The organism is Nicoliella sp. ESL1120, from assembly GCF_058508515.1.
The window spans coordinates 566,818-586,101 of sequence record NZ_CP196383.1 but is presented as its reverse complement, the minus strand read 5'-3'; the positions used below and the strand labels follow the sequence as shown (position 1 = coordinate 586,101).

Below are 19,284 nucleotides of genomic sequence, written 5' to 3'. Positions count from 1 at the left end.
CCCGTTTTTTTGGTTTAGTTAGGTTCACCCTAACTCATTCTATCGTTCATTAAAATTGACTCTTTCACGATTCGATTAATATCAGCACTGGTTTCATTCGTAATATCGGTGATCCGTTCAACGGTTCTGGCATCATCAATATTCTTATAGGCCTTTGCTAATAATTCATCAATCGTTTCCTTCGCCGTATCGATAATCACATCATTAATGCCGGTTAATTTAGCTAACGCGTTTTGTGAATTTCCACTCAGCACTTGCTTAGAAGCACTTTGTGAAAGTTGCAATTCACGTGAGCTGACCGTCTTAATCTGTGATTCGAATTTAGCCCTGGAAGAATCTACGACCCGTTGAATTTCAACGGCTGAGTAGGCTTTATTGACCTTATTGTTCAACAGGTCAACTTCATTTTGAATTGCCTTAGTGATCGTTTGCCGCGAAATTGCACTAACTGAACCCAAGGTGTTAATTACCGCCTCGGCGTTGGCACTAATTTGTGACTTCGCATCAGCCCGATTGGTATCCAGTTGACTATAGTTGTTCTCGCTGATCAAGCGGTTCAAATTGCTAATCGTTAAGTCGATCAACTCATTGGCCCGATGCTCATCGTTAGTCCCCTTCAACTCGAACTTAGTTCCGTCAGCAATTTGTGCAATCGACTTGTTCATCGAATAACGCGTTGCTTCATTAAACGCATCGGTCAGCATAAATGCTGAATTAGCGGCTGAATCAACCATTGATTCGGCACTGCTACGGAGTGAAGAAACGTAAATTCCAGCCGCGGAGTTCGTCGCACTTTGTAGTGCTGCCACTCCAGAACGGGCAATTTCGTTTACTTCATCTTCATCTTCTGCAGCAGCAATCTGCCGATCGGCGATACTAGCGGTCCGACTGACGTATTCATTCACAGCACTAGCTGCACTACTGTCCAGACTAGCGGTGGATGCATATGCAGCATCGGCGGCACTCTTAATTTGGAGCTTGAATGAATCGCGTTCATTTTGGGCAGCCAAATTATTTGCCATTGCCATTGCACTACTAATTACACTCGTAATCGTAGAATCAATGGCTGAACTAATCGCGCTCGTCCCAGTCGTAATCGCAGCGGAAGCTTCTTCTACGTTTCCAGCAATGTTCAATTCAGTATTAGCAGAGTTGGCCAATGAATTGATCACGCTATTAGCAGCTGACTTATCACCAGGGGCCAACGTTGCCGTCCGCCCAGTGGCAGAATTAGCAGCACTTACGATCAACGAGTTTCCACTTGCCTTCACGTTGCTTACGGCCACACTCGAAGCTTCATTAATGGAAGCAATTCCAGCGCTGGTCAACATTTGAATTTCAGCTAATTGGTTCGTTTGATCGATATTTGCATTCGCATCACTGGCAGCCATACTAATGGCAGCATTGGTCAACGATTGTGCATTCGAGCTAAGCCCATTCACATCTTGATATGCTGCCGTAGCGGCATTCATGATCTGAGTCTTGTAGCTATCCTTAATGTTGAGCAAGTTAGCAGACAATGCTGAAGTGACCATCTTTTGGATCCGTTCAATTGAATGCTTAGTATCGTTGATAATATCAACCGTGTTCGTAGCGATCGTAATGCGACCACGAATCCCTGACATTAAGGTATCAATGGAGGCAATTACGGCCTGCTTAGCATTTGGTTCCATCGAGTTCAACGCTTGATCGGCATTATTAGCGGCGTTCGCTAATTCAGCCCGTGCAGTTTCACGCGCAAAATCAATCGCAACCGTTGCAACACTACCGATCAACGCATTCGCACTGTGGAAGGTTGAAGCAACATTACTAATCGTGATTGCATCGCTAACGTTGGCACTTGCAGAATTAGCAACTGATCCCGTCAAACTATTGATTTGACCACGATTATTGATACTCAAGACCCGTGCTTGACTGTAAACATCGCCGGTCAAGCTTTCCATATCAGCAGCAAATGATTGTTTAGCATCAACTACGGCACTACTATTCTTAGCGGTGTAATTAGCAACTAAGAACTTCATGTTATCAGCAGCACTGTGCACGTTATCGAAGATTGCCCGTGGGTTATCCTCGTTCACAGCAAACGCCTTCTTCGCATTATCAACTTCGAAGGCCACTGCCTTGTTAGCCAATTGCTTGAACTCATCATCCATCACATCAATTTGTGCGTATGCAGAAGCAGCGTAGCTAGTCGTTGCTTCATTGGCAGCTGCGGCTTCGAACATGTTAACGAAGCTGTTCATTGAACTAGCAGCATCGCTGGCTAATTGTGAATCCAGCAACGAGTTGGCCGGATTCATTGCGATCAAGGTATTTGCCTGGGTCGCTGCACTGGAAATCGAAGTACCTAGTTCAGCAATGTAACTGGAATTCAAGTTCGCAGCCTTATTATTAGCGGATGAAGCAGCACTGGCAACTACTGAGTGGGCAGATGCAACTGGATCTTTAACAACGTATTCATTAATCAAGCTATCCATTGCACTTGCTGCAGAGTTAACGTCCGATAGGGTCGCCTCAGCTTGACCAAAGTGCAAGTTCACTGCACTGTGGGCAGCACTGGCATGCAAGCTGATTCCGTTAACTGCGACTGGTCTTAACGTATCGTTCAAGACGTTCGCAAGCGAAGTCGCAAAGCTAGCTTGTGAATCGATCGATGAGTGGGCATAACTGTTTTCGTTATTCTTCACTAATTGATCGATGGCACTAGAAGCATTATAAGCATCCAACGATACCGTCGCAAAGTTACTACTGTCACTATTGACCGCAGTAATGGCTTCATTGACCACGCTCGCAACTGAACTGTAAATCGTGGCGGATGAGTCATCAAACATTGAGTCTAACAAGTGGGTCGCAGCACTCGCAGCACCATTTACGACCGCCTTGGCAGAGGTAACTACGAATTCACGGGCCACACTCCCCAATTGCGTCATCGTCTGATCAGTAATTGAAGCGATTACATTCGCATCTTCAGCGGCACTGGCGAACTGAACGTTAGCATCAGCAACAACCGAGAGGACTGCAGAACTGAACGCTGCTTGGTCTTCGCGATCCATCCCCGCTAAAGTATCAGCAGTGGATGCAATTTGATCGGAAATCGTGGCGTTCGCAGACGTACTTGGATCGGCTGCAATCGCACTAGCGGTCACGCTGTTGATCGTAGAAGCTGCGTTGTCAGCATCCAAGGAAGCATATGCAATCTCGTTAGCATCACTAGCGATTGCGGAGCTAGCGGAGTCAACTAACATGTTGATCAATTGGCTAACTTCGTTTCTAGTCGCGGTGTTATCCAACCCTTCGATCTGAATCGCAGCAGAATCCCCCGCACTCACTACGATTGCGTTTGCGGATTCAGCAACGTAACTACTTGCGATCGAATTAAAGGCGTGTTCAGCGGTGCTAGCTTGTGAACGAACGTTGCTCCAGTTGCCCGCAGCGGAATTAATCGCACGGTTAGTTGTATCAACGATGTTCAACAAGCGGTTGTTCAATCTAAACTCTTCATTGGAATCGATCAATGGTCTTAGCTTATTAACAACTTGATCCGCTGCCCGAGCGATTTCTAAGATTGCGTTGGCAACTGGGTCAGATTCGACCGCTTGCTTAGTAATCTCAGCAATTCGCACGGCAGCATTTTGGGCATCCAAGTAGGCAAAGAACGGATTATTCGCATTTTGCTGAATCAACTTCCGTGCATCACTGACCTGCGTCCCAATCGCAGAAATGGTTTGGTTCCGCTTATGAATGTCGTCAATTTCAACCGCACGGTTATTGGCAACGTCCAACGCCTTGTTGACGATTTCAGTCGCGGTCTCAATGATAAAGTGCTTTGCAGCAGCCTTTAAGAGCTTCTTAGCTTCATTGATCGTCGCTCTTGGATCACTTTGGCCAACTAGGTTGTAGCTAGCAGAACTAGCGGTACTAGCGGTTATCGATGCAAATGACGCCTTTGCGTGCCCACTAAATTCTGCATCGCTCATCAATGAATCAGCCAACTTGTAGATCGTGTTCATTGCAGAAGCATTGTGATCAGCAGCAATTGCAGCATCCACTAGTGAATCAGCCTGTGATTGAAGGTCGGTTACCCGTAATGACACGACTGCTGAATCGTTATTATCAGCAACCAATGCAGCACTCGTATTTGCGGCCACACTATTGATGGCATTTTCAACTAACGTGTAGTTATCGACCGTTGCGATCTTAAAGTTAGCAGAATCAACGATCGAATTCATTGAACTGCGGGCCGATGCTAGAACGTACCCATTGACCAAGCTATTCATCGCACTAGCGGCAATGTCAATTGCGGCTGCCGAATTACCGAACGTATTGGCCTGGTTCTTTGCATTGTTTGCAATCCGACTAACGGCACTACTAAAGTTGGCCGTACTATGGGAATCCATAACCCCGACCTTAGCACTAGCAGAACTAGCCTGACTCGCTAATTTTTGATCAAATGCGAGGCGTTGGTTCGTAGCCACCGCGGCGCTGAATTGACCATCCAATGAATTGATCGCATTAACGGCATCTAAAGTTGCCAACTGGAAGTCGTAAGCGTCAGATTGAATCGTTTGTTTAGCAATCATCTGCAAGTAATCCAGTTGTTGTACAAAGCCTTCATCAAAATTAAACTGTTGTTTAACGTCAGCAACCTTCGCTGCCACCATCCCAATTGCAGATTGTGCAACGTAGGTGGAAGCAATGTTTGCAAATATTTCTGAAGCAGAGTCCAATACCCCATCGTTAACGGAACTTAACGACTGGTTCGTAGCCCGAATTGAAGTATTAGCACTGTTGATCGCACTACTAAAGTTAGCAGCTAGGCTCCCAGATAGCATCGTGGCTTGATCAGTCGCGCTACTAAAGGCTTCACCGATAAACTGATCGAACGTAAGGTTCGCATCGCTTTCGGCTGCATTGTTAGTAACTGAATTAATGGCCAAGATGGCGTTATCAATATCTAATGCAACCAGTGAATCATTCCCTGCATCCTTTGCAATCACAGCATTCGCATCACTGACTTGATTATTGATCCAATTAGTGGCCTGCGAGCGTTCAACATTATTAGCAACCGCATTGACCAGAGTCATTGCAGAACTCGTTGCCGAATCTAATACCACTTGTGCAGATTCAGCTACGTAGCGATCAGCAACTGAGGCAATCGCACTTTGGGCTTGACTCGCCAATTCTGAAAGTGACTGTGGATTAGAAGCAGCCTTACGGAATGCATCGGTAGCCTGCTTACTTTGCTTTGCAACGGCACTTAAGAAGTTCATGTCAGCCAAGCTGTCGCTCATCAATACCCCGTGGGTAGCTGAGTCAACTAGTTGATTGACCCGATCGATTTCAGTCGCTAATGGTTGGTCTGCAATCAAGCTGTTCGCCAATGAATGCGCAGCGACCTTCCCATCATGGGCATAGAGCGAAGTCGCAAGTGGGTTAGCAGAATTAGCAATTACCGCACTGCTTGCGCTCACGGCAGCATTGCTGATCACGGCTTCGGCAGCATCATTATGCAAAATAGCGACCCGATGGGCAGCGCTGCTTACCGCAACGTCTAAATCAGCCAACGCAGTCTTAGCAATGAAGCGGTTGGCAACAGAATGCATCTGTTGATCAGCACTGGCAACAATTTGTTTTTGGTGCCGATCATCAACGACTGAGATCCCAGTAGCGGCACTAACGACACTGGCAACTGCACTGCTGAACCAAATTTGATCCGCACTGGCAAAGCTCGTAGCGGCCTGATTGATCTTAGCCGCAACGGAATGAACTTGATAGCTGAGCGCTGCTTGTGGAGCGGCATTAACCGCACTCTTTGCAAACTGATCCATTGCAATCGAACCATTATCAGCATCCAGCGAAGCAAACGCACTATTATCGCCATCGCGTTTTACCATTTCGGAATAAGAACTAGCGATCGTAGCGAGTGAATCGGCTAGGCTAAATTGACTGATCAACTGGCTAGCACTGGAATGGGCACTTTGCAATTCCGCATTGGCAGAATCAACCACGTAACGGTGTGCCAAACTCCCTAACTGATCAGATGCAGCAGCTATTTTTTGATTAACTAGGTTTTCATCGTATGGCGTCCGATCAATCTCATCGTTCGCAACGTCTACTGCAGAGGCAACCGCACTACTAAAGTTAGCAGCAGCACTTGCATTTTGAATTGCACCGATGCTATCAGTAACTGAGTCAACGGTTTGTTGCACCGCCCACTTAGCATAGGAAACTAAGTCATCGGAAACTACGTCAGCGATAAAGTCATTCATTTCATCCTTAGCGTTGCGGCAATCTAGGCTAACCGTTGGTTGAACCCCTGCATCGCTATCGACCATACTATTATATTCACGAATGAACTCTTGAAGCGGTTCAGCAACTTGTTCTGCACCCACCCCGTATTGTTGGAAACGTTCGGTCGCAGAATTAGCAAGCGTGTCTAATGAATCGTAACCATCGTTTGCGATGTACTTTCTGGTCACCTGCGTGAAGGCATCGGCAACTGAATCAGTCAATTGATCTGCGGTTGCGTTATCCAAAACGATCTTTTGGTTCATTGCATTCGCATTGTTGGTCATCGTTGCAACTTCACTATCGAAGTTAGCCCGCACCGAACCGCTAATCGAGGCTACTGCACTCGTGGCTGAAGTAGCAAAACTAGCTACGGCAGCACTCGTGGCGGCTTGTGGATCAGCTGCAACGAGGCTGGCAACGTAAGTCGTCAATTGCTTCTTGCCACGTTGTAACATCAATTGACGAGCATTGTGGTCGGCTGCGTAGTAGTCGATCTGATTGTTCATCAACGAAGTGAGTTTGGATACGCCGCTAGCAAATGAAGCGTCGTTATGCGTTGCAAACCAACTCAAGGCAGCCTTCGCACTATTGGCAAAGCTAGCCACTTGACTTTGGGCATCATGAACAGTGAATTGCTGTGCAATGCTGTTCATTAAAGAAGCTGTCGAATCAACGGTCACGTTAATTAAGTCGTTATTCATCCCCGCACCAGTGATATCAGCACTGGCCCGACTCGCCGCACTGGACATTTGTAATTGCATCCGTGTTGATTCAACGGCATTTTGCAATCCGTTAGTCGCAGTCAATGAGGCAGCGACCGATTGAACATGGTGGTTGGCAGAAGCATAGATATCACTAGCAATCGTCTTGTTCAATGCATTCGAGACGCTGCGTTGCATATTCCGCACATCCAATGCTAAGAGGTCATCATTGAAGGCATCCTCACGAATCGTTTGGTTGGCAGCGATGCGGAATTGTTCGATCTGGGTCCGCACTTGTTGACGGACATCAACGTTCGCAAATAACTGCAAGGTCTTTTCTGCATCCGCAACGATTTGACTAACCGCGGATTCGGCAGAGGTCGCCATATAGCTATCCGCAATGCTTTCAAAAGTAGCCACGGTCGAACTCGTTGCTGCTGATACTAGGTTCGTATCACTAGCAGCATATGAGACCATCCCGTTGGTCTGTGAATTGATCTTAGCAGCGGCGCTACTGAAGTTAGCTTGAACGCTATCACTCAGCGTTGCTAAACGATTTGCAGCAGCACTAGCCACTGAATCCAATAAGAAGCGTGTCTTAACAGCTGGATCCTTAGCAGCAGCACTGGTGAGCATGCGGTTCAACTCACTGATTCCATTTTCCAGGTCTAAATCAACGTAGTCGGCACTAGAGGCATCGGCGCTGATCAAGGAACTAAAGTGTTCCCGTACAGAATCCATCCCACTGGCAATGCTAGATTGTAACTGCGCATCACTAAAGTAACTTACCGTCGCATTAGCGGAATCGAATTTACTACTCAATTTCGATTGGGCCAGTGAATTGCGGTAGTTAGTGGCTAACTTGTTCATCTTGTTGGAAGACGAATGGGCAGCCTTGTTAACTAGGACTAAGTTCTTGCTTACTAAGCTCACGGATAGGCTGGCTTGATTAGCCACACTATCGATGGCACTAGTAAAGTTGGCCTCATCTATTGGACTCCCCGCTGCCATGCTATTCATTGCGGAACTAGCAGCACTGGCAATCAGGTATTGCCCCGCAGCAGCTGGGCCTTCACGAACCATTGAATCAGCGATGCTATTAATGGTGTTGATCCCATTTTGCACATCAATGTCAACTAATGATTGATCAGCGTTATCGCTCGCAACGTTTTGCTTGATATCGCTAACAACGTTGTCAATTACTCCAGTAAAGTTACTCCGCAGCTTGGCGTCACCAATCTTGCTCAAGTTAATAATCGCAACGCTGGCGGTCGATTCGATCGCAGAGTTAGCATAACTAGCAACGTAACGATTAGCAGCAGCGTTAATGAAACTAGCCGTTGAAGCAGCAATCGACGCATTATTAGCGTCCGCCCCAAATGAAGCCTGAGCGGATTGCGCTGCCAGCGTCATGCTGAATTCAACTGAATCGCTCCAGTTCAAGCCAGTCGCAAAACTAGCTGCAGAGGAGTAGATCGATTCAACGCTACGCTTACCAGCGGCAACCGAATCATTAGTGATCGCATTATCTAAGATGGCGTTCGCAGAACTGATCGCATTGTCAGTGTCCAATGAGACCGCCCCAAAGTCAGCGTTATCACTTTGAATATTGATCACGGCTTGGCTAGCAATGGCGTGGACCGCACTGTAGGCCGAAGATTGGGTTACGAAGTTACTCAATTCTTTGACCTGGGCGTCTAACTTCACGGTTGCTTTTTCAACCGATGAAATTGCCTGGCTTGCCACGTATGATTGTGCCAAACTATCGATTTGGCTGAAGGCTTGTTCGCTATTGGCCAAAACGTTGTTGGCATCAAATGAACGGACCACCGCATTAACGGCACTACTGAAGTTCAAGTAGTAATCATCAGCGACTTGTTGATAACCATTTTGCACCGCTGCACTCGCCTTATCAGCCACCGCGCTCAATGCCACGGCATCGCTTTGGTCGGCCACTAGTGAATCGGCAAGGCTGGTCAAGTGGTTTTCAATATTGAGCAAGTCGAGTTGAATTAATTCCCCGCTGTGGGCATCCTTGTGCAGAACGTTTTTAGCGCTTTCTTCGTAGTTAGCTAATTCGGTCTGGGCGTTCAAGTACCCATCACTGTTCAAGAAGCGTTTCAATCGTGCATCGGTGGTGCTCAAGAAACTAGCTAGCTTGGCTTCCGCTACGATCGTAACGAAGTTATTAACAACTTTTTCAATTTTATCGGTCGCATCATTTAATACGTTATCGACATCTTCGTCGTTAGCAAAACGACTGTTGGTATCGGCAATGATGTCTTTGATCTGTTTGTCCAACTGGGTCGTCTTCCCTAAACCAGCAGTTGCTGAATATGCTGAATCAGCAGTATTGCTGAGGTAGATGTTACCAGAAGCGACTTCATCGGTCGTGGTGATGAATTGGGCTGCAGAATGAATCGAATCAATCGCATTTGCAGCATCTAAGGCCATCAAAGAAGCGTTATTGCGATCCTTGGCAAATTCATTCGCAACGTTGGTCAACGTATCGTTAATCGTCTCATTGGCAGTTGCGGATGCCTCTTCATTATTAAATTGATTGATGACACTGTAGGCCGAATTAGTAGCCGCAGTTACCAATTCAGAAGCCGAACTGGCAACATAACTATTCGCCACGTCGTTGATCGAAGTCACCGTATTGGATTCGATCGTCTTGATCGATTGATCATCAGCACCCAATGCTGCTAAGCTAGCCCGCGCTTCGTTATTAAAGCGGTTCATCGCACTACTTAGGTTCGCAAATGCAAATGAATCGAGACTGCCAACGCGTTGCATTGCAGCTTCCGCAGTCGAAGCGATCACTGAATAAGCACTCGCAAATGGTTGGCTAGCAACTACCGAACTAGTTACTGAAGCAATCGCGCTAGTCCCTTCCTTTACGTCGAGGCTGATCAATTGATCGTCAAAGGCGTCGTTACTAATTAATTGGGCTGCTGAGTTCGCACCAGAGTTAAGCAACTTATTGGCATCTGCTCTGACCTGTCCCTTGATTTCTCTCAGTGCTGCATTCGCAGAGCTAGTCGCATTCGCTAATGCAGAATGGGCAGAGGTTACCAGATAGTTGCTAACCGTTGAGTTAACTTCCTTATCGGTTGCGGTAATGATCGTATCTAATGTCCGATAATCAGTTACCCCATGCGCAGCTTGGCTGGCTTGCCGTGCCACACTCTTGATCGCACTACTGAAGTTATCGGCAGCACTCCCGACTAGGTGTTGAGCCCGACTATTGGCAACCGTTACAAAATCATTAATTTGATAGGCAGCACTAGCCGAAACGTTAGCAGTGACCGCACTATTCGCAGCGCTGTTCATCAATTGACGGGCGTTATTTAAGTCTAATTGAACAAATGGTTGTGAATGGGCATCCTGCGTTACTAGATTTGCAATACTACCTTGAATGCCGTCCAACGCATTTTTAATCGGAGCGGCAACGGAGGTCGTTTGGACACTTGCGATTCGTTCATCAATGGCGCTACGAATTGAAGCCAGGTGGTCCATCGCAGAATTAGTAACGTAGCTGTCCAAGAGTGAATCCATTTGCACCGCAGCTGCTTGGCGCACCGTCTTGAGCGTTTCGGGTTGGTTCCAAACCGTCTGCATGTTGTTAACGGCCTTACTAGTGATGTCCGAAACGGCACTACTTAAGTTTGCACTCGCTAGGGAGTTCAGATTTTGGGCCTGGTCGGTCACGGAACTAGCGTAACTGTCTAAGACCGCAACGGCACTGGCCACGTCATCGTCTTGAATGGCTGCACTTGCTAGTCTAGCCATTTCATTTTGACCGTTGATCACGTCTAAATTGATCAACGCTAGGTTATCGGTATCATTTTGAATTCTTAAGCGGTATTCATCGATCGTATTGGCAACTTCGGTAAAGGCCTTGCTGCGCTTGTAGTTATCAGCCAATCGGTCAATTTGTTTTTCAGCTTCGTTGGCAGCATCGATCACTTGATTGATTGCCCCTTGGGCAGCATGGAAGTTAGAGATGTTACGCATTAATTGAGCTGCATTTTGTAATGCTTGTTGGTTGGTTGTCGCATCATCAGGGGTAAAGCTATCCACCGCCTGTTGTGCCACGCTTGCGATCGCACTGCTAAAGTTAGCTGCATTCCGCCCACTAAGCGACGATGCGATCACGGTCGCACTACTGCGTACGGATGCCAAACTATGCTTTGCGGCAGCCATTGGTGAATTATTGACCGCATCGCTTGCAAGGTGTTCAACGGTGTTAGCAGCATCATAAACTGCATCGGCCACTAACGAAGCAAAATCACTGTGCAGGCTGATTTGTGAGTCAGCAGAACTCAATGCACTATCGATGTAGGTCTTTACGCTCAACGAATCGTTCGCAGCTAAATCAGCTGTCTGAGCGCTCGCCGAAGAAGCTAGTTCACCGACTGCACTATAGGCGGAACTAATCATGTACGCATTGGCGAGGCTCGCAATTTGGCTGCTGGCCTGGCTAATCACGTTATTCTTATCAGCGAACGGCCCGATCAATGACATGTTCGCATTGCTGGTCAAACTAGCGACCTGCTTATTAAACCGAATTTGTTGATCAGCAGCGAGTGAACTCATCCCGTCGGTTACTGAACTAACCGCCTTTTGAATCATTACGCTGGCTGAGGCAACGGGGTCTTTTTCAATCGCATCGTTCACCATTGAAGCAATGGCACTAGCCGCATTGTTCGCATCTAACGAAGCAAACTTAGCATTATGGGCATCAATCGACACTGCTAAACTAGCCTGTTGACGGTGTTGGTTAATCGCGTGCAACAAACTGTTTTGATTATTCGTATCGCTGATCACATTGGCACTGTGGTTAGCACTCGCTAACGTCCTATCCAAGACCGCATTGGCGGAATTTTCAATGAATCGGTTGGCAATCGAATCTAACCCGAGGCGGTATTCAGCGATATCATTTGGACTTAGTGCTGCGATCTGACTATCAAATGTTACCACCTGAGTCGCATTCAAGCTGCCGACCTTCACGTGGGCAGAAGATAGCGCCTCACTATTAGCAATTGATTGCATTGCTCCTGAGTCGGTCGCAAATGCAGAGGCTGCGATCGCACTAACGGATTTTACGTTATTGTAGGCATCCAAGCGCGCCAGTTGGTAATCAAAGGCATCGCTCTTGATCATCAAGTCGGCCTTCTTCAACTGGTATGCAATCTGGCTATCAACTTGGCTACGCAAATCAGCATCCGCAATCGTTGCTAACTGATCAGTAACGTTTTTGGCCTGACTGTGAACGTATCCATTAGCAGACTTAGCGATTGCTTCGCTGATCAAGCTTTGGATCGTTTCGCCAGCGTATTTGATTTCTGAATCGATACGCTTGGGACTGTTCAATTGGTCGGCTAGGTATGCGTTGGTCCGACTATTGATACTACCAACGGCACTACTGAAGTTAGCACTGGCAAATGAATCTAAATCCCCAACTTGTTGAGCAGCGGATGAGGCCAATGACTGTAATGCAATTTCAGCACTGGCCGCCCGATTTTCCTTAAAGCTTTCTACTAGACCTGCCACCATTGATTGAATCCCATTAACAGCAGCCATTGAGACTGAGACTGGGTAATTGGTATTAGCATCGATATTGTTATCAAGGTGTTCAACGCTTTGCTTAACCATACTGATCAGATCGGATTGGGTATTCCCCTCTGCCAATTGACCTGCCTTGACCATCAATGAATCAGCGGCACTAGCAACGGCCGTATGGGCAGAACTGGCCACTACTAAATTGGCGATCTCACGCATTGCACCAGAGGCAGAGCTGATCACCATCATTACGGCATTCAAGTTACTGTAAACAGAACCCAGCTTTTCATTCGCCTGGTTCGCCACACTATCCATTTGCATATCAGCGGTACTATCGGTGTGGCCAGTTAATTCGGTCAACACGGAATTGGCACTACTGATCTGTTCGCTGATCGCTGAATTGGCAAACGCGATTGAATCATTGGCAGCGGCTTCAGAAGCAGTCGAATTAATCGCACTGACTGCATTTTGAGCGTCCAATACGATTAAATCAGCCGCACTGCCGTCCTTTGCAACCTGGCTAGTGAACTGTGCTTGATAGCTGCTAGTAAGCGTTACGGCACTGTTAGCAACCGCGCCATTGTATTGATTAGCAGCACTAAATAGATCAAAAGCCGCCTTACTAACGGCACTGGTAGCCCACGCCCCGTAATAGCTATTGGCAACCGAGGCGATATTATTTTGAATCGAACTTACGGTCAGGGTCAGATCTTGACTGTCTGGATCCCTGAGCTTACTAAGTGGTTCAACCACCTTTGCCATCGCACTTTCGTAGTTATCGCTTTGGCTTTGCGTCATTAAATATGCATTACTAAAAGCATCACTAACCGCACTGTTAATGACGTAATTAGCAGAAGCTAATGGATTGTTCAAAATTGCTTGGGCGTTAATTTGCTCGATTTCAAGAACCGCGTTATCGGCATCCAGAGCTGCTAAACTCGCATTGATTGCATCGTTTGCAACCACCTGCTTGAAACTTTCGGCAACGCCACTGAACTGGTCATTGATCCGCGCTGCATTTGATGAATCGGCAATCGCTTCGGTATTGACCTGCGCACTACTGATCGCACTTTGGATGACCGAGTTAGCGGAATTCGCAAAGTAAGATTTACGCAACTCGGTAAATTGAGCATTAGCGGAGGCGGTAAACGCAGATACGGCGTTCGAATCCGCTGAAACGGTCGCGATATTTTGAATTGCGATCCGTGCCACACTGGCGGCTGCACTACTAACGTTGCTTTGTTCGATTCCATCCCCATGCGCAATTCCAGTCAGCTGTTGAGCGGCCGAATTAATATTGGCATTGATTATCGCAATTTGGTTATCTTGGTACTTATCCAAGATCCGATCAAGGGCAATCATTGCGTTGTCGATATCTAAAGCCAAGTAGGCAGGGTTTGTGATATCCGATTCGATTTTGCCCATCGCATCAACGATGGTCTCCTTGATTGCTGCTTTTCCAGCGGCCAAATTAGAGCTGTCCTGCAATTGGGTCCGAACAGCATCGGCCTTGGCATTGATTCTTTGACTTGCGGAACGTTCTAGGTAGTGATTAGTAACCGTCCCGATTTCTTCAAACATGCGTTCCTTGGCACGATGATTGCCAACGAATCTGTCTACGATTTGTTGAATTTCATTTGCAGCCACCAAGGAATCGTGGGTCGTCATCGAACCCATGCGTTCAAATGCCACGCTAGTTGCACTCGCGGCGAGACTTCTAGTCGCAGCCACCGAGTCGTTAGCGATTGCAGAATCCAATAGTGAGTTAATGGCTGCAATCCCGTCCTTAGCGTCTAGACTGGTGTATCTAGCGTCAACAACGTCAGCCATGATCTCAGTATTAGCAGAATCGACTGCCTTATTGATGGCAGCAGACGTACTAATTTTCGTAACGTTGCTTAATTGCAACACCGCTTTATGTGCAGTACTAGCAGCAACGCTCACTTCGGCCTTGGCATTGGAAGCGTGATAGGAATTTACGATCCCCGCCATTGCTTCGCTCGCCACTGCTGATTGGCCACTAGCGGCACTCGCAGCACTATTGAGGGCACTGTGCATGTTGGCAATCGCAAAGCTATCCATGCTGCCAGCATAGTCAAAAGCGGATTGCTTCAAATGATCCAGCGTGTGTTGGTACTTGGCTTCGCCACTTGCGTTCACGATTTGATTAAATTTTTGGTTTAAGGCAGCGATAATGTTATTGGCATCCAAAAGCGCCAAATCAATGTCATGGCTATCGTTTTGGACATTTTCCAGCCCGTTTTCAATGATCGCATTAAACTGCCCTTCTAAGTTATCGATCGGCACGCCTGAATAAGCCCGCGCAGCAGCCAAGAGCTGTTCGCGTGTATTTGCGATCATGTCAGCTGCATAGGCAGTGACATAGTTATTAGTGGTCGTCTGAATGGCAGCCACCGCTTGATCAGCAACGCTTGATACTGCATCATCGGCGACTTCGGCGAGCTGGTGGGCGTATTGACTATCTGCACTGGCAATTTCACTACTGAGGTTAGCAGCAATGCTCCCCGAGATCGTAGCAGCCGTACTGTTAGCCTGCGTTACTACCGAGCGGAGGGCTTGATCCGCCACCGCATAGGAATTAGCAGCGACTTGGCTAGTCACTAGGTTATCCAATGCGAGCAAGACATTGTTAATATCGGTGTTCAAGGCCTGGGAGTGGTTCAAATCAGCCTTGAGATGCGCATTGATCTGATCGGCGATCGAATCGACTTGGCCTGCCAATGCCGATTGGTCTTGACCCCGTAGGTGTGCCAATTGGTGTTTAGCATCAACGGCCGCTGCACTCACTTGTGCATGCACGGAGGATAACTTAAATTGGTCGGCTAATTGGTCTAAATTAGTCGCAAGCGATGCCAGCCGTGGTTCAACGACGACTTCATTATCAGCATCGGCAACGGCTGAGTGGGTCGCAGAAACCAGCTTAGCAACTTGGCTATCAAAGTTTAAAGCCGCACTGCTGTTTTCAAAGCGCCCCCCTGCACTGGCACTCGCGGTCAAGGAGTTGATCTTAGCCACCGTATCGGCAGCCAAATCATCGCTAACCGCAGCACTGGTCATTGAGTCTAACTTGCTCAAGGTGTTTCTTACATCGGTATTAACAACCCTTGGTAGGTAGGAGTCCGCCTTGATTAAAGCGACCCCGTCTTGGGCCATCGAATGAATTTCGTTTTTGGCATCGAGTAATTTCCCAGTGTCTTTGATGTTGGATACCCGTGCATTCGCACTACTAGTGGCGGATTGCACAGTTTCAAGCGCACTGGATGCGATGTGTGAATTAGCAATCGAATCAACCGTTGCGCTGAGGTCTGCAGCGGCATTGGAAACTTCAAATTCGTTGTCAGCACTATTGACCCGACTGGTAGCCGAACTAGCCGCACGGTATAGATCACGGTCTAAGGCGACTGAATCAGCTAGGTATTGCCCAGCCATCGAGCTAGCGGAGGCCACCTGTGAATCGATCGCGTAGTTTTGGGCAACTTTTGGTTGGTCGCTGAGCGTATCAAAGAAGAATTCCTTCAACGCCTTGATCCCATTTTGGCTATCTAATTCAGCGAATTGAGGCGTTAAAGCGTCCTTTTCGATCAATTGCGTGTATCTAGCAACGATTTGGTCAACGGTCGCACCAGCGGTCAAATTAGCGGCCACTAAGCGCTTCCGCACATCATCGGCAACTAGTTTTAATTCATTGGTAGCTGAACCAATGACGTTGTGTTTAAAATTCCGTTCGTTTTCATCATGGGCAACGCTGATCAATTGGTTAACGGTCGTGCCATCTTTGATCTGGCTGATCGTTTCACAATTAGTATCAGCAGCCTTGGCAACCGCGCTGCTAAAGTTAGCAAAGTCAAAATCAGCAGCGGAGCGCGCGGAAAGGACCGCCGAAGCATTGCTTTGGACCTTTCTGATCGCAGAAGCCTGTAAATCACCAGTAACGGTGGCATCCACGAACGAATCGATCGTAGCAAAACCATTTCTTAAGTCGAGCAGCACCATTTCAGAGTACTTGGCATCCTTATTTACGTTAGAATGCGCAATATCAACGTAGTGGTTGATATGCATCGAAGCTTCTGTCCCTAAGAGACCAAACGAGTCCAAGTAGCGACTGGCAGAATCAGCCGCACTACTTAGCGCTACGTTAGTGTATGACAAAGTATAACGATTTAAGATCGAATTAACGGTCTGGCTAGCTTGTGAAGCGACTTCATTATGGTCATGGGTCGAAGCGAGATTGCTCAACGCCCGTGAAATTTGCTTGTCGACTTCACTGTCAGCATTGGCGTGATTATAGTCATCGAATTGAGCGGTCGCCTGCGCAGCCGAACTAGCGAGTGCGTTGACGTTGGAATAAGCAGCGGCAACGATGTCAGCTCCGACATAACGTGCGGTGATGCTATCGATGGAGGAATAAGCAGAACTCATGGCAAGCGAGATCGTGGAAAGGCGGTCCGCTGCCCGATTCAAGGTCGCAGTCAATGAATCTTGGATCGAAGTGACCGCACTGGAAGCCTGAACCGCAATTTCAGCATCCCCAATGTGTTCCATGTAATGGTTAGCACTACTTGCTAGGCTCCCCATTTCTGATTGGGCGGAATTGACGTTATAGCGGTTGACGATTTCATCGGCAGCTAAGGATGCGCGTTCAACGTCTTTGCCCAGGGCATTGGCATTTCCGATATCTTCGTTCATTGCCGAACTAGCCGCACTCGTTACCCCTGCAATTTCACTATCTGCATTATCACGACTAAGCGAGTCTAAGTAAACTCCCTTTGAAGCAGTGGAGCTAAGTACGTCTTGCACTGCGTAATAAGCAGAAACAGTCGGATCGTTATCCACTAGCGCTGAGGCCACTGAATTGATCGTATCAACGCCTGAGTTCGTTGCTAAATAAACGTTCTGTGATTCAGTCACTGCCCGTTTTGCGTCCGTATGCAACTGGCTGACCTGACTGGCGGCAGCCGTTTGATCAGCAACGTTACTGAGTTGTTCGATCATTGAATGAGCAGCATTTGAAGCAGCATCCAGGCGCTCGAATGCAGCTGAGGTCGCATAACTTCTGATAACTTGGGTAATCGTACTATCGATCTTTTCGCCGATCTGTGTCAAGTCGATGGCGGCATCCCGATGGGCTAATGCATCGCCATAGGCTTGTTGAGCAGCCACGTTGACAGCACTAGAAGCATTCAATGCCGCATCACCATGCATTTGGCTCAACTGGTCGTTAGCTAATGCGACTGCACTGGCGATCGAATGAAGCGTCGCAGCATATGGATCACCAGCCACTGCTGAAGAAGCCATCGAGGCAATCTCATGGCCAGCAGAACGGATGGTCGTTTGTAAAGCGTCTGGTTGACTTAATAGTCCGGCTACTTGTTGGTGGACTTGAGCTATATAATTATTGATCGTATTGGTAGCAGCAGCCTTTAGATCAGCTGATAGGTGGTCAATGACTGCAGCGGCAGAAGCGTCCGCAGCACTCAATTGGCGAGTAACGTAGCGATCGTTGACGGATTCGCCGATCTTCTTAATCGCATCGGAAGCAGCAGGAATCAAGCCGTAGAAGCGATCGACCGCATCGGCGGCATTGGAATTAATGGCCTTAGCACTGGCTAAGACAACTGCAGAAGCACTGGCGATCATACTATTGGCATTCGATAAATCATCGCCACTTAAATAAGCAACTGCACTAGCAGCAGCACTGGCGTATTCGGAAGTCCCAGCAGCAACTAGGTCGTTGCCATAACTATTAAAAATGGAGCCCATTGAAGCAATTGCTTCATCAACATTGCTGCTGACACTTTCTGGTTCTGCTACGTTAGATTCAACGAGGTCATAAGTGGGGGCGACCACGTCTTCCATTGCAGCCAGAGCATCTTGGGCCACGGCATCGGAAACCTTTACTAAGTCGCTCTTAAAGCGGTGGTAAGTCGCTTCGATCGCTTCGTTCGCCGATGAAATGACCGCAGAACTTGCGATTGATTCCAAATCTCCAACCCCACTTTGGGCCAGTGATTCAGCACCAGCAATGTCGGCAGCTTGGGTCTTGATGGTATTAATAATCTGATCCACAGCGCTCGCAATGGCGGAATGCGCAGCATCGGCAGAAGGCGTGCCGAGGATTTCCGTCTTGGTCACTAAGGAATCAGCAGCGCTGGTCAAGACCACGTTCGCTGATGAAAAATTAGCATTATTGATTGCACTATTAAGAGCCGCAGTGAATTCATTCACTCCGGAAACGGCTTCTGATGGCGTTGCATAATTAGATGCTTCTCCATAGGCAGAACCCGCAAAATATGAAATGGCGACATTGGCACTACTTTTGGCAGTATCTTCTAAGCCTTGTGCGCGAGCATTGGCATCAGCAAAGGCATTTGAAATTGCTTGGTTCGCATATTCAAAGACCACTTTTTTAGCTGCTGAATTAATTAATGATACCGATTTAGATGTAAGTGATTGGATAATGTCGGTTTGGGCCACATCGGTAGCTTGGATGTCTGAAGCCATTGATTGCACAATGGCGTCAATTGATTCTTTAGCAGCCGCTCCGTACTTACTATCAACACAACTAAATGCTGCCACCGCTGCGCTAGAAGCGTATGATAGTGTGTCGCTAGCTGATGAATTTATTTGATTAGCTTCTGATCCCATCAGTATTGCACCTTCCTGTTAACGTTATTAATAATGAGTTCGATAGTAATAAATATGACTT

At 47.4% G+C, this 19,284-nt stretch carries 1 protein-coding gene; it reads right to left on the bottom strand.

The features are described 5' to 3' along the window. Positions 1 to 29: 29 nt before the first annotated feature. Positions 30 to 19,223, bottom strand: a complete 19,194-nt coding sequence (locus tag ACSYTE_RS02265; RefSeq protein WP_491717097.1) for a hypothetical protein — start codon at positions 19,221 to 19,223, stop codon at positions 30 to 32. Positions 19,224 to 19,284: the final 61 nt, after the last annotated feature.

What these genes read in the sequence shown, in the direction of transcription:
- ACSYTE_RS02265 (WP_491717097.1), bottom strand. Translation starts at nt 19,223, where the DNA reads ATGGGATCAGAAGCTAATCAAATAAATTCATCAGCTAGCGACACACTA.